The following is a 21,475-nucleotide window of genomic DNA, read 5'->3' on the forward strand; positions in this document are numbered from 1 at the left end:
ATGCGGAGCGTTTACTGCTGGCCCTGCATGTCGCCCGGATCCTGTCGCGACGGCAAGCGCCGTGGCGGCATTGCCGGCACTGTGGAAGCCGGTTCCTCGACCTCGCGCGGGGGTTCCCACGGAAAACGCGGCAGGCCGTGCACCGCCGCCTCCAGCTTGCGCGACCAGGTCTCGTGGATTTCCGAATACAAGGGCGTGTCGCTTTCCAGCCGGAGCGTCTGGGTCAGCCTGAGATCACCCGCGCGCAGCAATGTCAGATCGATCGGCATGCCGACCGAAAGGTTGGAGCGGATGGTCGAATCCAGCGATACAAGCGCGCAGCGGGCGGCGTCCTCCAGCGTGGTCTGCGGGCGCAGGATCCGGTCCAGGATGGGCTTGCCGTACTTGGACTCCCCGATCTGCAGGTAGGGGGTTTCCGGCGATGCGGCAATGCAGTTGCCGAGCGGGTAGATCATGTACAGCCCCGGCCGCTCGCCGGCGATCTGGCCGCCCAGGATCAGCGTGGCCTGCACGCTTACGCCGCTTTGCTGCGCTTCGTCACTGACCTTGGCCTGGCTGGCCACGAGTACGTCGCCGACGTATTCGGCCACTTCATACAGGTGGGCGAAGCTACGCAGGCTGCGGGAGGCCGCGGCATCTCCGGCGTCGCGCTGCAAACGCGAGATGGTCAATTGGGTGGTGGCAAGGTTGCCTGCCGACAGGATGACGAACACCCTCTCTCCGGGGTATTCGAAGCTATGCATCTTGCGGTACACGCGCACATCATCGAACGAGGCGCTGGTGCGGGTATCCGACGCGAAGACCAGGCCTTCGTCCACCTCGATGCCGACGCAATAGGTCATGGCGGTTCCGTTGTTGCCGTGCATCATGATTCTAGGCGCGGCCTCGCCGCTTGGCTAGGCTGAACCGCGGGCACGTACAATACGTCCCGGATCCGCAGACATCGAGTGGCCCCATGCCGGCCCAGTTACCCCTTCCCGATGCCGACGCGCTCGCCCACAGCGAGCGGCTGGCGGCCCTGCTGCGCGAGGAAATCCGCGCCAGCGGCGGCTTCCTGCCGTTCTCGCGTTTCATGGAGCGCTGCCTCTATGCGCCCGGCCTGGGCTACTACAGCGCCGGCAGCGCCAAATTCGGCGATGCCGGCGACTTCGTCACCGCGCCCGAGCTCGGTCCACTGTTCGCCGCCTGCGTCGCCAGCGCGGTCGCGCCGGTGCTGCAGGAACTCGGACCGGACGCCGAGTTTCTCGAATTGGGCGGGGGCAGCGGCGCCTTCGCCGAAGTGATGCTCAAGCGACTGCTGGAGCTGGATGCGCTGCCGGCGCGCTACGCCATCCTCGAACCCAGCGCCGACCTGCGCGAACGCCAGCGCGAGCGCCTGTCACAGCGGCTGATTCCACCGGTGTTCGCGCTGGTCGAATGGCTGGACGGACCGCCGGGCGAAGCCTGGAATGGCGTGCTGTTCGCCAACGAGGTGATCGACGCGCTGCCCACGCCGCGCTTCACCCTGCGCGATGGCGAGGTGTTCGAGGAACACGTGGCACTGGATGACGAAGGACGCTTCATCCGCACCGATCGTCCGGCCGACGCGTTGCTGGCGGCGGCGGTCCGCCACGTCGAACGTTATCTCGAACAGCCTTTCCCCGATGGCTACCGCTCCGAACTGCTGCCGCAACTGCCGTACTGGATCCAGGCGGTCATGGGTGGACTGCGCGCCGGCGCGATGCTGTTCGTCGACTACGGGTATCCGCGCCGCGAGTACTACCTGCCGGATCGCGACGAGGGCACGCTGCGCGCGTTCTACCGCCAGCACGTGCATGCCGATCCCTACCTGTGGCCGGGCCTGCAGGATCTGACCGCGTCGGTGGATTTCACCGCGCTGGCCGAGGCCGGCACCCAGGCTGGCTTCGAACTGGCCGGTTACAGCGATCAGGCCAGCTTCCTGCTGGGCAACGGCTTGCCTGAGCGCCTGCAGGACATCGAGGAAAGGGCCGACGAGACCGCCAAACTGCGTTTTCGCAACGAGGCGAAGAAATTGACCCTGCCCAGCGAGATGGGCGAGCGGTTCCAGGTGATGGGATTCGCGCGCGACGTCGAGTTCGGTCCGGCCTTCCTTGCCAACGATCTGACCTGGCGCCTGTGAGATGACCCTGCTGAAACCGTTCCGCCATCCCCGGCTGTGGCTGTGCCTGTGGCTGCTGGCCATCGCGACCGTGGTCGCGCTGTCGCTGGGACCGCCGCCGCCGTTCCCGGACATGCCCTCGGGCACCGACAAGCTGGAGCACGGCCTGGCCTACTTCCTGCTGGCGGCCGGGGCGGTGCAGTTGTTCCGTAGCCGCGGCGGCTGGATGACCGTCGGGCTTGCGCTGGTGATCGTGGGCATCGGCGTGGAATTCGCCCAAGGCGCCTACACCACCGACCGCATGCGCGATCCCTTCGACGCCATCGCCAACACCGTCGGCGTGCTGCTGGGCCTGTCCACGGCGCTGACGCCGTTGCGGGACCTGCTTCTGCGGCTTGAGGGCAAGGTCCGCAAGCCGGTGTAGGCAGGCTTGCGGCACAGGCAAATAAAGCCCCCCGTCCGCGCGTGGACGAGGGGCGGAGCGAGGAGTGCAGGATCCCCGCGCCAGGTCACGGCGATGCGCGGTGCGTCAGCGCGGTACCAGCCGCACCTCGTCCAGCACCCACATCGCCGGGCGCGTATCGCCGGTGAACACCAGGCACAGGTCCTGTCTGCCGGAGAGTCCGGCCGGCAGGTTCGCATCGAGGGTGACGAATCCGTCGGCGTCGGGGCTGGCCGGCAGCGGCACCGTGGCGAACGGTTCGGCCTTGCAGTTGCCGGCGCGGACCAGCAACTCGCCGTGCGCCGAGCGGGCCGGCTCGAACTTGCGGTTGACCTCGTCGTGCGCCAGCTGGAAGTAGTACGGAATGCGCCCGGCGCGCACCTGCAACTTCGCAATGCCCGCCAGATCCGCCTGTGGCCACTGCCAGCATGGATTGAAGATGGTGACGTTGAACATCGCGCGCGCGCCCTCGCGCGGGCCGTCGTCCTCCAGCCGCAGCAGCAGGCGGCCACCTTCGGGACAGCTCGCCAGCGCGTCGCTGGTCCGGCGCAGCAGCCATTCGCGATCCACGAGCTGCCCGGTGACGTCCGCCAGCGGCTTGCCGTCGAAGAACGCGGCGGCGCGCACCTGCGCCGGCGGCGTCACCGTGAAGGGTTGCGCGTAGCGCAGCGAGGTGGCGGCGGGTACGCTGCCATCGAGGGTGTAGCGGATCTCGTAGCCCAGCGGGTTGCCCAGCGTGACCTGCTGTCCGGACTCGCGCAGGTCCTGCGCGGTGACAACCACTTCGAACGGTGTTTTCGCGTAGGCGATGCCGAGTGACCGATAGCGCTGCAACTGCGCAGGCAGGCGCTTGAGGAAGTCGCCGTAGTCCTTGCGCGCCATCGGCGTCCAGCCCACTTCGGCCAATGCGGCCAGGCGCGGATACAGATGATGCTGCAGGCGCGCATAGTGGCGTGTGTGTTCGGTCCACACGTTGGCCTGCAGGCCGAGGATGTGATGGCGCAGCGAAGGCGCGAGCGCTTCCGGCACCGGTTCGAAACCGTAGACCTTCTCCAGCGGTACCTGGGTCGGCCGGCCCGGCGGCTCGTTCGGCGAGGTGGTCTGGTGATAGTCAAGATACAGGTGCGACTTGGGCGTCATCACCACGTCGTGGCCCTGCGTGGCCGCTTCCAGTCCGCCTTCGGTACCGCGCCATGACATCACAGTGGCCTCGGGCGGCAGGCCGCCTTCAAGGATTTCGTCCCAGCCGATCAGGCGGCGATTGTGCGCTTCCAGGAACTTCTCCAGCCGCTTGATGATATAGCTCTGCATCTCGAACTCGTTCTTCAGGCCGAGTTCGCGGATGCGCGCCTGTGCGCGCGCGGAGTTTTCCCACTGGATCTTGACCGCCTCGTCCGCGCCGACATGCACGTAGCGTCCGGGGAACAGCGCGATCACCTCGGTCAACACATCCTCCAGGAATGTGATCGTGCTTTCCTCGGTATTGAACAGGTAGCTGTGCACGCCCCACTGGTTGGATACCGGTGGTGTGCTGCCCAGCACGCCGAGTTCCGGATACGCGGCGATGGCCGCCTGCGCGTGGCCCGGCACATCGATTTCCGGCAGCACGGCGATGTGGCGATCGGCCGCGTACTTCACGATCTCGCGGATCTGGTCCTGGGTGTAGAAACCGCAATAGGGCTTCGGTTGGCCATCGGCGCCGACGCCGGCCTCGCCCGCGGCGACCCGGCAGCCACCCACTTCGGTCAGCTTCGGATACTTCTTTATCTCGATGCGCCAGCCCTGGTCGTCGGTCAGGTGCCAATGGAAGGTATTGAGCTTGTGCAGCGCCATCGCATCGAGAATCTGCTTGATCTCGTCGAGCGACTGGAAATGCCGCGCGGAGTCGAGCATGAAGCCGCGCCAGGGGAAGCGGGGGGCGTCCTGGATGCTGGCGGCCGGTATCCGCGCCGGCAGCGCGGAAGACTGCGTCGCCAGTTGCCAGAGGGTGACCGCGCCATAGAACAACCCACGTTCGTGGGCGGCGGTGACGCGGACCCGCTCAGGCGTCACTTCCAGGCGATAACCTTCCGGCGAGGAAGCCGAAGCTGTCGGGTCGAGGGCGAAGACAACGCCGCCTTCTCCCGGACCGGAAAGCACAAGACGCGTGCCGCGCGTTGTCGCTAGAAATTCCGCGAATTGGCCGGCGACCCTGCGCGCGACTTCACCCTCGGCATGCAAGGTGGTGCCGGCATCCAGCATGAAAGCGCCTTCGTTCGGCTGCAGGCTGGCGGGAGCGGGGATCAGCGCGAACGCCGGAGACGTTGCGGCGTCTCCAGCTAGGGCTGGCGCCGCGACCAACGTGGTCAGCAGGCCCAGGTGCAGGGCGAAACGGCGCGGAAAGTGATGGTTTGGGGATGTCATGGTTTTCCTGGATTCCCTGTTCCAAAAAAAACGGGCCCAGAAGTCCTGGACCCGTGGAGAGACAATAATGTCAAAGGCAAAGCGATGGCATCAGAACTGCACGCGCAGCGAGGTCATGAAGCGGCGGCCGGTGCGATACACGCCTCGGGTCAGCTGCTCCACGCCCGAATAGCTGTGGTACTCCTCGTCGAGCAGGTTCATGCCGTCCAGGCTGACGCTCAGGAAGTCGTTGACGCGGTAGCCGACGCTGGCATCCAGCGATGCGTAGTCCTTGACCCAGATTTCGCGGCCGCCGCTGACCTGGGTGAAGTACTTGTCCCGCCACCCATAGGTGATCCGGGCCGTCCAGTTGCCGCTTTCGAAGTAGGGACTGATGTTGAACTGGTGGCGGGAATTGAACGGCAGGTCGCGGCCGCTGTTGGCCTGGGCATCGGAGAACGTGTAGTTGGCCAGGACGCCGAAGCCCGCGCCGATGTCCTGCTGGTAGGCGATCGCCGCTCCCTTGACCTTGGCGTCACCGGCATTGCGCGGGCGATCCACGTCGTAGGTGCTGACCTGGTTCTGGTTGATGTTCCAGTGATCTTCCTTGCCCGAGGTCATCAGCACGTAGTCGGAGATGTCCTTGTAGAAAATCGAGCCGGCCAGGATGGAGTTCGGCGAGAAGTACCATTCGGCTGACAGGTCCAGATTGGTCGAGCGGTAAGGCTTGAGGTCCGGATTGCCGCCACCGCCCTTAAGGGTGGCGTCCGCCAGCCACAGGTAGCTGGACATGTCCGCGTAGTTGGGACGCGCCATCACTTGCGCCGCGGAGAAGCGCAGCACGAACTCGTCGTTGACGTCGTAGACAAGATTCACGTTGGGCAGGGTGTTGTTGTACTTCTTCTTCAGCACCTGCGGCACGTACTGGCTGACCGCGCAGTTGGCGACATTGACCGAGCACTTCCAGCTGCCGTTCTCCGATTCCGTCCGTACATGGCGGACGCCGACGTTGCCGCGCAGCTTGCCGAAGCTGAAATCGGCCTGGACGTACGCAGCCTGGATGTCTTCATTGATCGACCAGGTGTTGCGGACAAACTCGGCCGAGTTGAAGGTGGAGATCGGCGTCATGCTCTGGCCGGGCGGCAGCCATTCACCGCCGAGGATATAGTCGGCCAACTGGGAACCGTCGATGGTGAAGCGCCGGCCGAGATCGCCGTAGCCGCTGAAGCCGTCCAGGTAGTTGCCCGGCAGCCAGCGCGGGCTGAACCGGGATGCGGCGGTGGTGACGCCGGAAAGAATCACGCCGCGCTGGATCTGGCTGGTCTCGTGATCACGCTTCTTGTAGCCGAAACGGAGCAGATAGACCGGCGAGTCGAGCTTGAGGCCGAAATCGACCTGGCCGTACTTCTCCTTGTCCAGGGTCGGCTTCTCCACCACGTTGCCACCCCAGCCCGCATCCATCTGGAAGGACGCCGGATCCAGGAACGGATTGGCGCCGTGGAAGGTCAGGCTGCCCGGATGCTTGGGCGCATTGCTGATGTCCCAGGTGTAGTCGGCGCGGGCAAGGAATTCGCCGAACACCTGGCGCGGGCCGCCATCGGCCTTGGTCGAGCCCAACTGGGTCGAGGCGAACCAGCGCTCGTCGTTCCAGGTGGCCTTCAGATCATAGGTTTCGGACTCGACGGAGGCTTCGCGATGCTGCAGGTCGAAGATGACCAGGCCGTCGTTCATGGTGCCGCGCGTCATCAGGCCATTCTGGACGGTGACGTCGGTCAGCCTGCTCAGGCTGTTCCAGGTGTTGCCTTGCATCGCGAACATCGACTGCGTGGAGTGATCGTAGCTGGAGTCGATCTTCAGCGCATTGAGTTCGATATCCAGCTGTTCGACCGGCTTGAACTGCAACGAGGCCGAATACGTACGGCGATCACGCTCCTGCTCGAAGAAATGCGCGCTCATCGAGTTGGGGCCGACCGCGGTCATGTTGTTTGTCAGCGTCTGTTCGCAGGTACCGGTGCAGTTGCCGGAACCGACCGAGCCCGGCGCGCCGCCGGAACCGTCGCGGAACTGGGCGGCGGTGACGGTGCCATAGGACTCGATGCCGTCGCGGCGGATTTGTTCCTTGGCCTTCTGCGCGGACACGATGAAGCCGAAAGTGCCGGCGTCGTTCTTCCAACCGAACAGGGCGGAAGCCTGTGGGTCGGTGTCCTCGACGCGGTCATTGCGAACATAGTTGATCTGGCCGGCGATGGTGATGTCCTTGGCCATGTCCAGCGGCTTGCGGGTGCTGATGATCACGGTGCCGCCGATCGAGCCCTCGTCGATGCGCGCTTCCGGCGACTTGAACACCTCCACCTTGCCCACCAGCTGTGGCGCCAGCAGGGAATAGTTGAAGGTGCGGGTCGGGAATTCGGACATGTTCCAGTCGCCGGAGGCGATGGACTGGCCGTTGAGCAGCGTGCGGTTGAGCGAGGGATCGGTGCCCAGGATGCTGACTTTCTCGCCCTGGCCGAATGCGCGGTCGATCGCCACGCCGGGAATGATCGTCATTGCCTCGGCCACGTTGGTGGCGGGGAACTTGCCGACGTCCTCGGCGGTGATCACGTCGACAATGGCATCGGCGTTGCGCTTGGTTTCCAGCGACTTCTGCAGACTGGCACGGATGCCGGTGACGACGACCTTGTCCAGTTCGACGGCTTCGCCCGTGTCGGCGGCAGCCTGCGCCGGCGCGGCGTCCTGGGCGTGCGCGGTGATGCTCAGGCACATCACGATTGCGGCGGATAGTGCGGTCTTGCGGTGGCTCATGCTGTCTCTCCCATCATGATTTTTGTGGTCGGCCCGCCTTGCTGGCGGGTCGTGCGGTTGCCTGACTCCCACGGCGGGCAACTCGCCGCTGTCTTACCGAGGTGCGATCCGGCCGGGCTGCCAACGGGGGGCGTCGGCGACGTCCCGTTGCCCAGCCATGGCCAGCGTCGCGGGAATGCATTCGAGCGGGTTGCCCTGCGGTGTTCCGCGGGCGGCGACCAGGTCGGTGATGGCGATGGCCGGTCGAACGGAGGCATCGGCGGCGCGCATCGAGCCCGAGCGGACGGGCGAGCAGGTCATGGCGGCGGCGGACAGGGACTGTTCCCGCAGTCGTGATTCCACCCTGGGCACTGGATTGGTGATGGCAGCCACACGTCTCCCCGCATGTCCCGCAGACGGGAGCCCCCTCAGGCCCCCTTCGAAGTCGAGTGTGGGAGAGTGCTGACAACGTTGTCAAGCAAATTGCAAAAAATTTTCATAAAAGATGTGTTGCGCCGCATCAATAAGATGGTTGATTTGACTGGGTTTTTGTTAGCTGCGGCGCTGGAGTGTCCGGAAATGCCCCTATGGATATCCGGGAATTGTCGTTTTCGTGCTGTTGCTTGTAAAAAATTATCTGTCACGAAATCCTCTGTGAGCCACTCGGAAGTCGCGTCCCTTCCACGTGGCTCGTTGAAGACAAGGCGTCGTCGGGCGCGGTGCCGCCGGTGAATCGATGGCATCGGTCGGCATGTCCCCGTACCGCAGGTTGACCGGTGCGATTTGGCACGAGGTGCGGCTGTTGAAACCACGCCAGGTGCCGGCATGCGACAGGGAAGGTCGGGTACGTCTTTCAAGGTCGTCGGGTCCATCAACAGCGCATTCCCGCCGGCCCGATGGAAGCGCCTTTGTCCACGCGAATCGCCAGTACGCTCGACGTGCGCCGGACTGGTGCTTCGCGTCCAGCGCGAACGCGCGGCGGCTGCGCGGATATCCTGCGACGAACACGACGGGTGTATTCGCATCGGCTGGATGGACCACGGTGCCGTGGTCTTCAGTCCGCGCGGTCGTCGTCACCCATCGGCGCCGGATGCTGCCATGCCCGGGGATTGGGGGCGCGATAGGCACATCGCAGGTCGCGTCTTCCGTGGTTCCGCAGGCGATCTCGAACCGTGTGTGCCCGGGCAATCGAGGCCCGGCCGGCTTTCCGTCGCCTGTAGTCCGGAATGGCGAGCAAAAAAAGGGCCTGGACAAGTCCAGGCCCTGCAGAGGGAGCGCTCTGTCAGATTGCCGCGATCAGAACTTCAGGCGGACATTGAAGTAGTACTGGCGACCATTGCTGTAGAACGAGGTCGGGATCGCCGCGCTCTGGTAGTACTTGATGGTCGGATCGTTGAGGTTCAGCGCATCCAGCGAGAAGCTCAGGTGGTCGTTGAACTTGTAGCTCAGCGCCGCCGACAGGGTGCCGAAGTCATCCTGGTAGTACGGGTTGGCGCCGGACAGGCCGATCAGGAACGAGGAGCGGCGGGTGTAGCTCATGCGCGCACCGAAGGTGTCGTTCTCGAAGTAGGCGCCCACGTTGTAGGTGTTCTTCGAGGTGCCCAGCAGATTGTCGCTGCCGTCGGCCCAGGTGTGCGAGGTGCTGCCGTTGGCGTAGGTGTAGTTGGCGACCACGCCGAAGTTGTCACCGATCGGCTGCTCGTAGGCCACTTCCACGCCGGTGACCTTGCCGTCGGAGTTGACCGGCACGGACACCAGGTATTCCTCGAGCTGGTTGGTCAACTCGCTGAACAGCATCTGCTTTTCCGTACCGAAGGCGACATAGTCCTTCATGTTCATCGAATAGGCGCCGACGGACAGCAGGCCGCGCGGCATGAAGTACCACTCGATGTTGGCATCGAAGTTGGTGGAGACCACCGGATCCAGGTTCGGATTGCCGCCACCACCGGTGCGGTTCAGATCCGAGCCCCAGGACGAAGCGCCCAGCGCGGAGAAGTCGGGCAGGGTCTGCGTCTGCGAGGCGGCGAAGCGGAACACCAGGTTCTCGCCCATGTCGAACTTGATGTTCGCGCTGGGCAGGACACGGCTGTGCTTGTTGTTGGTGAACTTGCGGATCCACTGGCCGAACAGGCTGGAGACATCGGCATTGGCCGCGTTGGCGACGGCCTGGTAGGAGCTGATGTCCTGGTCGACGTTGACGTAGCGCAGACCGATGTTGCCGCTCCAGTTGTCGCCGACGAAGTTGGCCTGGATGTAGGCGGCGAGGTTCTTCTCCTCCACCTTCCACTCGGCGCCGTAGTTGTGGCGACCGGTCGGACCATCGTTGTTGTACAGCCACGTCGAGTTGTTGATGATCGCGTCCTTCAGCGCGCCCGGCGTGAAGTACCACAGATCGCGCGGGAAGCTGCCGCCGATGCTGCTGGCGAAGCCGCCCGGATACGGCGCGGTGGCGCCATTCTGCAGTGCGTCCCAGATGCCAGCCCCGGGGCTGGCGCCTTCCGGCGACAGCGCTTCGCGGGTGTGGTCGGCGTAACGCGCACCGAAGTCGAGCGATGACAGCACGCCGCTGTTGAAGTAGTGGGTGAAGTCGGCGGTGAACCAGTCCTCGTCGTCCTTCGCCGTGACCTCCTGGTTACCCCAGGTGCCGCCCCAGGTGGCGCTGGCGGGACTCAGATCGCCGCCCACGTTCCAGTCCACCGGCGAGCCGGCGCCATGACTGGTCCAGCTGGCGCCGCCACCATTGGCCATGTTCAGTTCGGCGATGAACTGGCGCGGGGTGGAGCCTTCGCCGCTGGTGGTGCCGACCTGGAACTTGGAGCTCAGGTTGTCGTTGATCTGCCAGTCGACGTCGAAGGTGACGTATTCGCTCTTGGCCGACGCCTCGCGGTAGATCATGTCGTACACCGCGTAGTTCTGCCCGGCCTGGCCGGTGTAGGTGGCGTTGGTCAGCACGCCGTCCTTGACCACGTAGCCGGGATCCGGAGCCCATGCGCGGGCGAAATTGCCACCCCACATCATGAAGTTGCGGTTGTAGTTGTTGGCGTCCATGTCCGAACGGAAGCCGCTCAAGCCCAGGGTCAGGTCGTCGTTGGGCTTGAACTGCAGTTCGATCAGGCCGCCCTTGCGCTCGCGGGTCTGTTCGAACAGGGTCGAGCCGAGCAGGCCGGGGGCCCAGACGCCAACCAGATCCGGATTGCTGATGCCGGCCGGATCGGTGGCCGAGATCTGGAAGAAGCCGCCCGGAACTTCCTGCGCTTCACGGCGCAGTTCGCGCTTCTGGCTGAACGCCTGGACCATCACGCCGAAGGTGCCGGCGTCGTTCTTGTAGTTGAACAGGCCCGAGATCTGCGGGTCGGTGGAATCGGCCTGTTCCGCGTTGACCACGCCCAGCGAGGCTTCGGCGGTGATCTTGTCGGCGAACTGCAGCGGCTTGCGGGTGATGATGTTGACCGAGCCGGTGGTGCCGCCGTCGGGCAGCTTGGCCTGCGAGGACTTGTGCACTTCCACCGAGCTGACCAGTTCGGAGGGCAGCAGGGTGTAGCTGACGCTGCGACCGACGTTGTTGCCCTGGCTGAGCACGAACCAGTCGGCCGAGCCGACCGTGTGGCCGTTGATCAGGGTCTGGGTCAGGCTGGGGCTGGTGCCGCGCAGGCTGACGCGGTCGGCTTCGTCGAAGCCGCCTTCATCGGAAGACGACGAACTGATGTTCACGCCCGGCAGGCGCTGCAGGGTGTCGGCCACGTTATGGGCCGGCAGCTTGCCGACGTCTTCGGCCGTGACCACTTCCACGCGGGAATTGGCTTCGCGCTTGGTATCCAGCGACTTTTCCATCGAGCCGCGGATACCGGTGACGATCACGGTGTCCAGATCGGTGGCCTGCTGCTGCGCGGCCGGCTGGGCCTGTTGCTGGGTGGCAGCATCCTGCGCCTGGGCGTGCATGGAGACCGCGAGGCCCGTCGCGACGGCGACGGCGAGTAGCGATTTACGGTGATTCATGGTGTCTCTCCCATCATGATTTTTGGTTGTCGGCCGGGGCGTGATCCGGAGCCGTATTGCTGCCTTTGCTGCCAGGGAATCGGCTGACCGCTCCGACCCGTTTCTTTTTGCGGGCGCCTGTCCCGACGCCTTCGTTTCTTTTCTTTTTTCTTCAGTTGTTTTCGGTTTGATCGAGGTACCAGCTGGCGGCGCCGATGACGCCCAGTTGCCCGTGCTCGACCAGCTTCACGGGAATGCGTTCGAGCGCCTCGCGCATCGTTCCCTTGTTGAGGAAACGCGGCACGAAGCTGCTCTGGAGAAGGAATTCGCGGATGTTCGGCAGGATGCCGCCGGCCAGGTAGACACCGCCCTGCACGCCGTACAGCAGCGCCATGTCGCCGACCACGCTGCCGAGCAGGCCGCAGAACACGTCGAGCGTCTCGCGGGCCAGCGCGTCTTCGCCCGCGAGGGCGGCGGCGGTGATATCGCCGGGACGCGAATGGGCGGGCGTCACGCCACCGCGCACGGCGCACAGCGCGGTATAGAGGTTCATCAGTCCGGGGCCGGACAACGCCTGTTCGATCGGCACGTGCGGACGCGTCTTCAGCATTTCCGTCAGCACCGCCATTTCCAGCGCGTTGCCGGCGGTGAGCGCGGCCTGGCCGGCTTCGGTCGCCAGCACCACCGAGCGCTTGCCCGACGGAATCCACACCGCCGCGCCCAGACCGGTGCCCGGACCCAGGATCAGGATGGGGCCGCGCGGCGGCGCGCCGACCGGGCCGGCGAGCTGCAGCACCTGGCTGGCGTCGACCTGCGCGGCGGCGTGCGCGACCGCTTCGAAGTCGTTGACCAGTTGGAAGTCATCGAAACCCAGGCGCGCGCGGAGTTCGGCCAGCGACAGGCGCCAGGGCAGGTTGTTGGTGATGACGGTACCGTCTTCCAGCGCGTAGCCGGCGCTGGCAATCACGCCACGATTCACAGGCAGGCCACCCAGGCCGGCCAGGAAGTCCTGCAGGATGTCGGCCAGCCCCGGGTAATCGGCGCAGGCGTATTTGCGGTATTCCAGCACGTTGATGGGCACGGCCGGATCGTTGCCGCCGCGCACCAGTCCGACACGGACGTGGGTGCCGCCGACATCCGCCGCAATGAAGGCGTCGCCTGCCCGGCTCATGGGATCCACCGGCAATGGATTGGCGATTGCGACCACACGTCTCCCCACATGTCCGCGAAGGGGCGAAAACGAGCAGCCCCGATGGCGCCGGAGTGTGGGAGGGGTTTGACAACGTTGTCAACACTCTGTCATCAAATACAGGCAGGGCGGGTGGTGCTCGGATCAAATTTGCGTGTGATCCGATGCAGACTCTCCTGTTCAGTTTCAAAACTGAAGAAATACATTCAGATTTAAGGGTTTGAGGCGTCCTTCGGGCCGTGCCCGTTGTTGCGGTGCCACAAATCCGGAAACCCCAGCGTGCTGTACGCGTGCAAGGAGAAACCGGTCGCGGGTGGCTTCGCGGACGATTCTGTGACAACGTTGTTTCCAGAGGGAGCCACGCAGCGGCAGGGCGTGGACGCCGGTCGCGGACCGGCCATCACAATCTAGAGAGAGGGGAGTTCGCCAGACATGACTGCGGTACAAGGCTCGCGACAGTACACATCCATCGCCATCATCGGCCTGCTGTTTTTCATCTTCGGTTTCGTCACCTGGCTCAACGGGCCGCTGATCACCTTCGCCAAGCTGGCGTTCAATGTCAGCGAGACCTACGCCTTCCTGATTCCCAGCGCGTTCTACATTTCCTATTTCTGCCTGGCGTTGCCGTCCTCGGTGATCCTGCGCAGGACCGGCATGAAGAAGGGCATGGCGCTGGGCTTGTTCGTGATGGCGATTGGTGCGCTGGTGTTCGGCCAGTTCACCACCCATCGCTGGTATCCCGGCGCGCTCGGCGGTGTGTTCACCATCGGCGCCGGCCTGGCGATCCTGCAGACCGCGGCCAATCCCTACATCAGCATCCTCGGGCCGATCGAGGGCGCGGCGCAGCGCATCGCGGTGATGGGCATCTGCAACAAGATCGCCGGCATCCTAGCGCCCATCGCGCTGGCAGCCTTCGTGATGCACGGCATGGGCGACCTCGCCGCGCAGGTCGAAGCCGCCGCCCCGGAGGCGAAGGAACTCCTGCTCAACGAGTTCGCCGCGCGCGTCTACGGGCCCTACATGGTGATGGCTGGCCTGCTGGTGTTGCTGGCGGTCGGCATCCTGTTCTCGCCGTTGCCGGAAGTGAATACGGCCGAAGCCAACGCCAATGAGGGCGGCACGGAGTCGAACCGTCGCAGCGTGTTCCAGTTCCCGCACCTGCTGCTGGGCGTGATCTGCCTGTTCGTCTACGTCGGCGTGGAGGTGCTGGCCGGTGACGCCATCGGCATCTACGGTGAAGGTTTCGGCCTCCCGCTCGACAAGACCAAAGTGTTCACCTCCTACACTTTGGGCGCGATGCTGATCGGCTACCTGTTCGGCCTGGTCGCCATCCCGCGCTTCATCTCGCAGGAGCGCTACCTCAGCGTGTCGGCCGTGCTGGGCATCGTGTTCGCGATCGGCGCGTTCCTGACCCATGGCTATGTGTCGGTCGGCTTCGTTGCCGCGCTCGGCTTCGCCAACGCGATGATGTGGCCGGCGATCTTCCCGCTGGCGATCCAGGGCCTGGGCCGCTTCACCGAAACCGGATCGGCGCTGCTGATCATGGGCATCGCCGGCGGCGCGGTGATTCCGCAGCTGTTCGCGGTGTTCAAGCAGAGCCACGATTTCCAGCTGGTGTTTACCGCGCTGGCGGTGCCCTGCTACCTGTACATCCTGTTCTTCGCCCTGCGCGGCCATAATGTCGGCCGCGTGAAGGCGGGTTGAGCGGCCATGGACCGCGTGGAGATTCCCCATGGCTGAGAACGGCATGCGCAGGCCCACCATCAAGGATGTCGCCGAGCGGGCCAAGGTTTCGCTGAAGACGGTCTCGCGGGTCATCAACAACGAGCCGTCGGTGATGCAGGGCACGCGCGCGCGCGTCCTGCACGCCATCGCCGAACTGGACTACGAACCGGATCAATCCGCGCGCAACCTGCGCAGCGGCACGCCGTTCGTGATCGGGCTGGTCTACGACAACCCCAACCCGTACCACATCATCGGCGTGCAGAACGGCGTGTTGGCGGCGTGCCGGGAAACCGGTTTCGGCCTGCAGATCCATCCCTGCGACTCGACTTCACCGCTGCTGGCCGAGGAACTGGCCGAGTTCGTGCAGCGCTCGCGCCTGGCCGGACTGGTGCTGACCGCGCCGATGTCCGAACGGATGGAACTGGTGAACGCGCTGGCCGCGCGCGGCGTCAAGATGGTGCGGATCATCGCCGCCACCGAGGATCCGCAGGACGGACAGCCCTGCGTCTACGTGGACGATCACGACGCCGCCTACGAGATCACCGAGCACCTGATCCAGTTGGGCCACCAGCGCATCGGTTTCCTCTGGGGCGGGCTTGCGCACCGTTCCTCGATCGAGCGCTACAACGGCTACGAGAAGGCGTTGAAGGATTACGGCATCCCGCTGGACAAGCACCTGGTGGTGCCCGGCGACTACACCTTCGATGACGGATTCCGCGGTGCGCGCCGGCTGCTGGCCTTGCGCGAACCGCCGACGGCGATCTTCGGCTCCAACGACGAAATCGCCGCCGGCGTGCTGGCGGCGGCCAAGTCGGCGGGCATGAACGTGCCCTACGACCTGTCCATCGCCGGTTTCGAGGACAGTCCGTTCTCGCGCCAGTCCTGGCCGCCGCTGACCACCGCCAAGCAGGCCACCGAGGACATCGCCAAGCAGGCCGCGCGCCTGTTGATCGCCACGCTGCGGCAGGACGCCTACGACGACAACCCCACTCCCGTGCACAACCAGGGCTTCGTGCCGCAACTGGTGGTGCGCGGATCCACCGCGCCGGTCCGCCTGCGCGCCGAACGCCCCGACCCCACGACATGACCGACGTTTCCCCACTTCCCGCTCCCGCCGATACGCTGATGTTCCAGGAGGCGCAGCAGACCGCCGACGTGGTCGCCGCGCAGTACCAGCGCAACGAGGCCACGATCCGCGCGCTGGCCGCGGATCTGCGCGCCAATCCGCCGCCGTTCGTGGTGACCTGCGCACGCGGCAGTTCCGATCACGCCGCGACCTACGCCAAGTACCTGTTCGAAACCCAGCTGGGTTTCGTCACCGCATCGGCCTCGCCCTCGGTGGGCTCGGTGTACGAAGCGAAGCAGAAGCTCAGGGACGCGCTGTACATCGTCATCTCGCAGTCGGGCAAGAGTCCGGATCTGCTGCACAACGCGCGCGCCGCCGCCGAGGCCGGTGCGCGGGTGGTGGCAATCGTCAACGTCGAGAATTCGCCTTTGGCGGGACTGGCCGACACGGTGATCCCGCTGCACGCGGGTCCGGAGCGCAGCGTCGCGGCGACCAAGAGCTACCTGAGTTCGCTGGCGGCGATCCTGCAACTGGGCGCGTACTGGAAGGACGAGGCGACCCTGCGCGATGCGCTGCCGCTGCTGCCGGACGCGCTGCGGCAGGCATGGGCGGCGGACTGGTCGCCGGTCACCGATGGCCTGGTCGATGCGCACAACCTGTTCGTGCTTGGCCGTGGCCTGGGACTGGCCGCCGCGCAGGAAGCCGCGCTCAAGTTCAAGGAAACCTGCGGCCTGCACGCCGAAGCCTACAGCTCGGCCGAAGTGAAGCACGGTCCGATGGCACTGGTCGGTCCGGGCTTCCCGGTGCTGTGCTTCGCCCAGCCGGATGAAACCGGCGCCGGAACCCTGGCGCTGGCGCGCGAGTTCCGCGGCCGCGGCGCGCAGGTGTGGGTGGCTTCGGAGGAAGCCGATCCGACCGCCGGTCCCGGCGAGTCGCTGCCGCTGGTGCGCGCACCGCATCCGGCCTGCTCTCCGCTGCTGACCATCCAGAGCTACTACCGTGCAATCAACGCGCTGGCGCTGCGTCGCGGCTACAACCCCGACGTGCCGCCGCATCTGAACAAGGTCACCGAAACCGTATGAGCACCGCGCTTGTCCAAGGCCGCGTGCTGACCGCGCAGGGCTTCGCCGAGGGCGTGGCGGTGGTCATCGACGGCGGCGATATCGTTTCGATACTGCCGGAAGCGGATTTGCCCGCCGATTTGCCGCGCCACGATCTGCGCGGTGCATGGCTGGTGCCGGGCTTCATCGATGCCCAGGTCAACGGCGGCGGTGGCGTGCTGTTCAACAATACGCCGACGGTGGAGGCGATCCGCCGCATTGGCGAAGCGCACCGCCGGTTCGGTACCACCGGTTTCCTGCCGACCCTGATCAGCGATGATCTCGACGTGATGCGCGAAGCCGTCGCCGCGACCCGCCAGGCGATCGCCGAGGGTGTGCCCGGGGTGCTCGGCATCCACCTGGAAGGGCCGTACCTGGCCCCGGCGCGCAAGGGCACCCACGATGCGGGCAAGTTCCGCGTGCCGGACGCGGCGGAGATCGAGCTCGCCTCGTCGCTGGACAATGGCGTCACCCTGATCACGCTCGCGCCCGAACGCCTGCCGACCGAAACCATCCATGCACTGGTGGCGCGCGGCGCGGTCGTCGCCGCCGGCCATACCGCCGGCAGCTACGAGGAAATCCGCACCGGCCTGGCCGCGGGCATCCGCGGTTTCACCCATCTGTACAACGCGATGTCGCCGCTGCAGGGACGCGAGCCCGGCGCGGTCGGCGCCGCGCTGGAGGATCCCGACAGTTGGGTCGGCATCATCGCCGACGGCCACCACGTGCATCCGGGCAGCCTGCGGGTCGCGCTGGCGGCCAAGCCGCGCGGCAAGGTGTTCCTGGTGACCGACGCGATGCCGCCGGTGGGTTCCGACGATCCCAGCTACGAACTGTATGGCGAGACCATCACCGCAGTGGACGGCGTGGTCCGCAACGCGGCCGGTTCGCTTGCCGGTTCCGCGCTGGACATGGCGATGGCGGTGCGCAACGCGGTGAACCTGCTGGGACTGCCGTTGGCCGAGGCCGCGCGCATGGCCTCGACCTATCCGGCCGAGTTCCTCGGACTGTCCGCCACCCACGGCCGTATCGCCACCGGCTTCCGCGCGAACCTGGTCGCGCTGGACGATCGGTTGCAGGTGGCGGCGACCTGGATTGACGGCCAGCACGCCGCGCACGCGGGCTGATATCGCGGTCGCCGACGGAGCGTATTGGAGATGAGCACGAAGGCGCCGCAGCGCTTCTCTTCGGTGGATGCATTGCGTGGCCTCACCGTCGCGGCGATGCTGCTGGTCAATGATCCTGGCGACTGGGGGCATGTGTATGCCCCGCTGATGCACGCCGAGTGGCATGGCTGCACGCCGACCGATCTGATCTTCCCGTTCTTCCTGTTCATCGTCGGCGTGTCGATTTCGCTGGGTGTCTCGCCGCGGCTGGAAGCCGGCGGCGAGCGCGGTGCCTTGCTGCGCGCGGTGCTCTGGCGCGGCACCAAGATCATCGCCATCGGCCTGTTGCTGCACCTGCTGGCGTTCTGGTGGCTCGACAAGCCGTGGTTCCGGCCCTGGGGCGTGTTGCAGCGGATCGGCCTGTGTTTCATCGCCGCCGGCGCGATGGCGCTGTACCTGCGTCCGCGCGGACAATGGATGGTTGCGGCGTTCCTGTTGCTGGGTTACTGGGCGCTGCTGGCGATGGGCGGCAGCTACGCGCCGCTGGACAACCTGGCCAGCCGCGTCGATACCGCGTTGTTCGGATCGTTGCTCTACCAGTTCGATCCGGCTACCGGGCGAGGCCACGATCCCGAAGGACTGCTCAGCACGTTGCCAGCCATCGCCACGACCCTGCTGGGCGTGCGCGCCGGCGACTGGCTGCGGCACCAGCGGGTCGGGCGGCTGCTGCCGGCGGCCGCGCTGGCGCTGGCGGTCGGCGGACTGTGGTCGCTGTGGCTGCCGTTGAACAAGAACCTGTGGACGTCCTCCTACGTGGTGTGGACGGCGGGCTGGGCGCTGCTGGCGCTCTGGGGCGCGCACGTGCTGATCGATCGGAAGGGCCTGCGCCCCTGGGGACGCAGTTTCGGCGTCAATGCGATCGCCGCCTATGCCGGCTCCGCGATCATGGTCTATGCATTCTCCGCGCTGGGCTGGATGCAGGCGATCTACCGGCACGGTTTCGCTGACTGGATGACACCCCGGTTCGGCCCGTACCTGCCTTCGCTGGCCTTCGCCGTGGCGTTCGTCCTGGTCTGGTGGGCGATCGTCCGGCTGATGGACCACCGGCGCTGGTACCTGAAGGTCTGAGGCCACGACGCGGGACGCGCATCGGATCACGACTTCCTTCGCCTGACCGGAGTAAAAGGGGGCATCCCCGACCGGAATCCGGCCATGAACCTGTCCGCCTGGAGCGTCACCTGCCTGACCCTGTCGTTGATCGCCTGCGATGGCAATGCGGTCGCGGTGACCGCGCCCGACGATGACCGGAACGAACCCGCGTCGACACCACTCGTGCTCGGGGGCCATGTGCCGTCCCCGCCGATCGCGGCCGCCGCCCAGGCCGCGCCGGCACCGCAGGTGACCGGCGGGACGCAGCCCGCATTGCGGATTCCCGATCCGCCCTTCGTCAGCACCGAAGTCGCGCGCTTCGACCAGCCGTGGGCGATGACCTTCCTGCCGGATGGTCGCTTGCTGGTGACCGAGAAGCCCGGGCGCCTGCGCCTGCTGAATCCCGTCACCGGGCAGGGAGGCGAGATCACCGGCGTTCCTGCCGTGGCCTATGGCGGCCAGGGTGGCTTTGGCGATGTGATCCTGCATCCGCGATTCGCCGACAACGGGATGATCTACGTGAGCTATGCGGAGCAGGGCGCCAACAGCACGCGCGGCGCGGCGGCGGCGCGGGCGCGGCTGGTGATCGATGCCGGCGCCAACACCGGACGGCTGGAAGGATTGCAGGTGATCTGGCGGCAGGTACCCAAGGTCACCGGCGACGCCCACTACAGCCACCGCATGCTGTTCGATGCGCAGGGCAAACTGTGGATCAGTTCCGGCGAGCGCCAGAAGGCTTCGCCCGCGCAGGACATGCAGAGCAATCTCGGCAAGATCATCCGGCTCAATGACGATGGTAGCGTGCCGCCCGACAATCCCTTCGCCAACCAGGGCGGGGTAGCGGCGCAGGTCTGGTCACTTGGACACCGCAACGTACTGGGATTGGCGTTCGATCCGTCGGGCAGGCTGTGGGCGCACGAAATGGGACCGGCTGGCGGCGACGAACTGAACCTGATCGAGCGCGGCTCCAACTATGGCTGGCCGATCGTCTCCAACGGCGACAATTACGATGGCAGCCCGATTCCGGATCATCCGACCCGACCCGAATTCAACGCGCCGGAGATTTCATGGACGCCGGTGATCGCGCCGGCCGGGTTCATCATCTACCAGGCGGATCTGTTTCCGTACTTCCGTGGGCGTGGTTTCATCGGCGGTCTCGCGTCGCAGGCGTTGATCCAGGTGGAGTTCGGTGACACTCCGCGCGAAGTGAAGCGCTATCCGATGGGACGCCGCATTCGCGAAGTCGAACAGGGGCCCGACGGCGCGATCTGGTTGCTGGAAGACGGAGCGGATGCGCGCCTGCTGAAGCTCACGCCCAATCGCGGCTGACGTCCGCCGGCGAACACCGGCGGACGCGCCTCAAGGCAAATCAGTCGACGACCACCAGACGCACGTCGATGTTGCCGCGGGTGGCATTGGAGTACGGGCACACCTGGTGCGCCTGCTGCACCAGCGCCTCGGCCTCCTCGCGGGGCAGCCCCGGCAGGTGGATGCGCAGTTCGGCCTCGATGCCGAAACCACCCGGAATCTGGCCGATGCCGACGCTGCCGTCGATGCGGGTCTCGGCCGGCAGCTTGGCCTTGGCCTGACCGGCGACGAACTTCAGCGCGCCGAGGAAGCAGGCCGAGTAGCCGGCGGCGAACAGCTGTTCCGGATTGGTACCGTCACCACCCGCGCCACCGAGTTCGCGCGGGGTGGTGAGCTTCACGTCCAGCACGTTGTCCGAGGACACGGCGCGGCCGTCGCGGCCGCCGGTGGCGGTGGCGTGGGCGGTATAGAGGACTTTCTCGATCGACATGGGAGTCTCCGTGGAGGAAAGTGGCGGCGGAGCCGGGCGCCACGACCGGTAATTTGTTTGCTATTTAATAGCGCACTACTTACATGGGGAAGGAAAAGCGACTCATGCATTTGCTCCCAGATTGTCACGCAGGGCTTCCAACTGGGACTTCAGCCCCGTGACTTCGCGGGGATTGCAGCCGGATGCGCATAGCAGCGCCTCCGGAATACTTCGAGCCTTCTGTTTCAACGTGCGGCCCTGCGCGGTGAGGCTGATGATGACCTGGCGCTCGTCCTCGCGTGCGCGCTCCCGGACGATCAGGCCACCAGCCTCCAGCCGCTTGAGCAGGGGAGTCAGGGTCGCCGAATCCAGGAACAGGTGCTCGCCGATCTGCGAGACGGTCAGCGCGTCGCCTTCCCACAGGACCAGCATCACCAGGTATTGCGGGTAGGTCAGGCCCAACTTGCCCAGCAACTGCCGGTACACCTTGTTGAGCGCCAACTGCGCCGAATAGAGCGCGAAGCACAGCTGGTTGTCCAGCGCCAACGGATTAGCGGGAGACGCTTTGGCGGTGGCGGTCGGCTTGCTCATGGCCGTGCAATTTACATAGTGCGCTATTTAATTGCAAGCATCTCATGGAACGCTGCGTCGCAGCCCCCGGGGG

At 65.7% G+C, this 21,475-nt stretch carries 16 protein-coding genes; 8 read left to right on the forward strand and 8 right to left on the reverse strand.

What is annotated here, in order from left to right; genetic code table 11:
* Positions 1-11 precede the first annotated feature (11 nt).
* On the reverse strand, positions 12-842 hold the full coding sequence (locus tag FHW78_RS11675) for a 20S proteasome subunit A/B (protein ID WP_183640443.1): 831 nt from the start codon (positions 840-842) through the stop codon (positions 12-14).
* 113 nt (positions 843-955) lie between these two features.
* Here FHW78_RS11675 and FHW78_RS11680 point away from each other — a divergent pair, with 113 nt between their 5' ends.
* Positions 956-2,140 (forward strand): class I SAM-dependent methyltransferase, encoded by a 1,185-nt coding sequence (locus FHW78_RS11680; RefSeq protein WP_183640446.1) that lies wholly within the window; start codon positions 956-958, stop codon positions 2,138-2,140.
* 1 nt (position 2,141) lies between these two features.
* On the forward strand, positions 2,142-2,543 hold the full coding sequence (locus FHW78_RS11685; protein ID WP_183640449.1) for a VanZ family protein: 402 nt from the start codon (positions 2,142-2,144) through the stop codon (positions 2,541-2,543).
* Positions 2,544-2,648: 105 nt separating this feature from the next.
* Here FHW78_RS11685 and FHW78_RS11690 read toward each other — a convergent pair whose 3' ends face one another.
* From FHW78_RS11690 to FHW78_RS11710, 5 genes are all read right to left on the reverse strand, one after another.
* Positions 2,649-4,964 (reverse strand): family 20 glycosylhydrolase, encoded by a 2,316-nt coding sequence (locus FHW78_RS11690; protein ID WP_183640458.1) that lies wholly within the window; start codon positions 4,962-4,964, stop codon positions 2,649-2,651.
* Positions 4,965-5,054: 90 nt separating this feature from the next.
* Positions 5,055-7,745 (reverse strand): TonB-dependent receptor, encoded by a 2,691-nt coding sequence (locus tag FHW78_RS11695; RefSeq protein ID WP_183640465.1) that lies wholly within the window; start codon positions 7,743-7,745, stop codon positions 5,055-5,057.
* A gap of 93 nt (positions 7,746-7,838) precedes the next feature.
* Positions 7,839-8,117, reverse strand: a complete 279-nt coding sequence (locus tag FHW78_RS11700) for a hypothetical protein (RefSeq protein ID WP_183640466.1) — start codon at positions 8,115-8,117, stop codon at positions 7,839-7,841.
* Positions 8,118-9,020: 903 nt separating this feature from the next.
* Complete coding sequence (locus FHW78_RS11705; RefSeq protein WP_183640473.1) at positions 9,021-11,720, reverse strand: TonB-dependent receptor; 2,700 nt, start codon at positions 11,718-11,720, stop codon at positions 9,021-9,023.
* 151 nt (positions 11,721-11,871) lie between these two features.
* Positions 11,872-12,870 carry a glucokinase family protein gene (locus FHW78_RS11710; RefSeq protein WP_183640476.1) on the reverse strand — a complete coding sequence of 333 codons (999 nt, stop codon included), beginning with the start codon at positions 12,868-12,870 and terminating at the stop codon, positions 11,872-11,874.
* 450 nt (positions 12,871-13,320) lie between these two features.
* Here FHW78_RS11710 and FHW78_RS11715 point away from each other — a divergent pair, with 450 nt between their 5' ends.
* The 6 genes from FHW78_RS11715 (at position 13,321) to FHW78_RS11740 (ending at position 20,363) form a co-directional block, all read left to right on the forward strand.
* Positions 13,321-14,592, forward strand: a complete 1,272-nt coding sequence (locus FHW78_RS11715) for a sugar MFS transporter (RefSeq protein ID WP_183640478.1) — start codon at positions 13,321-13,323, stop codon at positions 14,590-14,592.
* Positions 14,593-14,635: 43 nt separating this feature from the next.
* Positions 14,636-15,700 carry a LacI family DNA-binding transcriptional regulator gene (locus FHW78_RS11720; protein WP_141454635.1) on the forward strand — a complete coding sequence of 355 codons (1,065 nt, stop codon included), beginning with the start codon at positions 14,636-14,638 and terminating at the stop codon, positions 15,698-15,700.
* On the forward strand, positions 15,697-16,761 hold the full coding sequence (locus FHW78_RS11725; RefSeq protein WP_183640481.1) for an SIS domain-containing protein: 1,065 nt from the start codon (positions 15,697-15,699) through the stop codon (positions 16,759-16,761). The genes FHW78_RS11720 and FHW78_RS11725 overlap by 4 nt, the downstream gene beginning before the upstream one ends.
* On the forward strand, positions 16,758-17,906 hold the full coding sequence (nagA, locus tag FHW78_RS11730) for an N-acetylglucosamine-6-phosphate deacetylase (RefSeq protein WP_183640484.1): 1,149 nt from the start codon (positions 16,758-16,760) through the stop codon (positions 17,904-17,906). Before FHW78_RS11725 ends, nagA begins: the two co-directional genes overlap by 4 nt.
* Before the next feature lie 30 nt (positions 17,907-17,936).
* Positions 17,937-19,013 (forward strand): heparan-alpha-glucosaminide N-acetyltransferase domain-containing protein, encoded by a 1,077-nt coding sequence (locus tag FHW78_RS11735; RefSeq protein WP_183640486.1) that lies wholly within the window; start codon positions 17,937-17,939, stop codon positions 19,011-19,013.
* 84 nt (positions 19,014-19,097) lie between these two features.
* The gene (locus FHW78_RS11740) at positions 19,098-20,363 is read left to right on the forward strand and encodes a PQQ-dependent sugar dehydrogenase (RefSeq protein ID WP_183640489.1); all 1,266 of its coding nucleotides are present in this window, start codon (positions 19,098-19,100) and stop codon (positions 20,361-20,363) included.
* Between the two features lie 40 nt (positions 20,364-20,403).
* On the opposite strand, the gene FHW78_RS11745 is transcribed toward FHW78_RS11740, so the two are convergent.
* A complete protein-coding gene (locus tag FHW78_RS11745) occupies positions 20,404-20,832 on the reverse strand; it encodes an organic hydroperoxide resistance protein (protein ID WP_141454480.1) in 429 nt (142 codons plus the stop codon).
* Between the two features lie 102 nt (positions 20,833-20,934).
* Positions 20,935-21,402, reverse strand: a complete 468-nt coding sequence (locus FHW78_RS11750) for a MarR family transcriptional regulator (protein WP_183640492.1) — start codon at positions 21,400-21,402, stop codon at positions 20,935-20,937.
* Positions 21,403-21,475: the final 73 nt, after the last annotated feature.

Origin of the sequence: Pseudoxanthomonas sp. OG2 (assembly GCF_014192765.1) — a bacterium.
In the GTDB taxonomy this organism is placed as follows: Bacteria; Pseudomonadota; Gammaproteobacteria; order Xanthomonadales; family Xanthomonadaceae; genus Pseudoxanthomonas_A; species Pseudoxanthomonas_A beigongshangi.

Bases quoted from the DNA above. Each gene is read 5' to 3' on its own strand.
- FHW78_RS11695 (WP_183640465.1), bottom strand. From the start codon at position 7,745: ATGAGCCACCGCAAGACCGCACTATCCGCCGCAATCGTGATGTGCCTG.
- FHW78_RS11690 (WP_183640458.1), bottom strand. From the start codon at position 4,964: ATGACATCCCCAAACCATCACTTTCCGCGCCGTTTCGCCCTGCACCTG.
- FHW78_RS11750 (WP_183640492.1), bottom strand. From the start codon at position 21,402: ATGAGCAAGCCGACCGCCACCGCCAAAGCGTCTCCCGCTAATCCGTTG.
- FHW78_RS11715 (WP_183640478.1), top strand. From the start codon at position 13,321: ATGACTGCGGTACAAGGCTCGCGACAGTACACATCCATCGCCATCATC.
- FHW78_RS11675 (WP_183640443.1), bottom strand. From the start codon at position 842: ATGACCTATTGCGTCGGCATCGAGGTGGACGAAGGCCTGGTCTTCGCG.
- FHW78_RS11720 (WP_141454635.1), top strand. From the start codon at position 14,636: ATGCGCAGGCCCACCATCAAGGATGTCGCCGAGCGGGCCAAGGTTTCG.
- FHW78_RS11685 (WP_183640449.1), top strand. From the start codon at position 2,142: ATGACCCTGCTGAAACCGTTCCGCCATCCCCGGCTGTGGCTGTGCCTG.
- FHW78_RS11735 (WP_183640486.1), top strand. From the start codon at position 17,937: ATGAGCACGAAGGCGCCGCAGCGCTTCTCTTCGGTGGATGCATTGCGT.
- FHW78_RS11740 (WP_183640489.1), top strand. From the start codon at position 19,098: ATGAACCTGTCCGCCTGGAGCGTCACCTGCCTGACCCTGTCGTTGATC.
- nagA (WP_183640484.1), top strand. From the start codon at position 16,758: ATGAGCACCGCGCTTGTCCAAGGCCGCGTGCTGACCGCGCAGGGCTTC.
- FHW78_RS11680 (WP_183640446.1), top strand. From the start codon at position 956: ATGCCGGCCCAGTTACCCCTTCCCGATGCCGACGCGCTCGCCCACAGC.
- FHW78_RS11710 (WP_183640476.1), bottom strand. From the start codon at position 12,870: ATGAGCCGGGCAGGCGACGCCTTCATTGCGGCGGATGTCGGCGGCACC.
- FHW78_RS11725 (WP_183640481.1), top strand. From the start codon at position 15,697: ATGACCGACGTTTCCCCACTTCCCGCTCCCGCCGATACGCTGATGTTC.
- FHW78_RS11745 (WP_141454480.1), bottom strand. From the start codon at position 20,832: ATGTCGATCGAGAAAGTCCTCTATACCGCCCACGCCACCGCCACCGGC.
- FHW78_RS11705 (WP_183640473.1), bottom strand. From the start codon at position 11,720: ATGAATCACCGTAAATCGCTACTCGCCGTCGCCGTCGCGACGGGCCTC.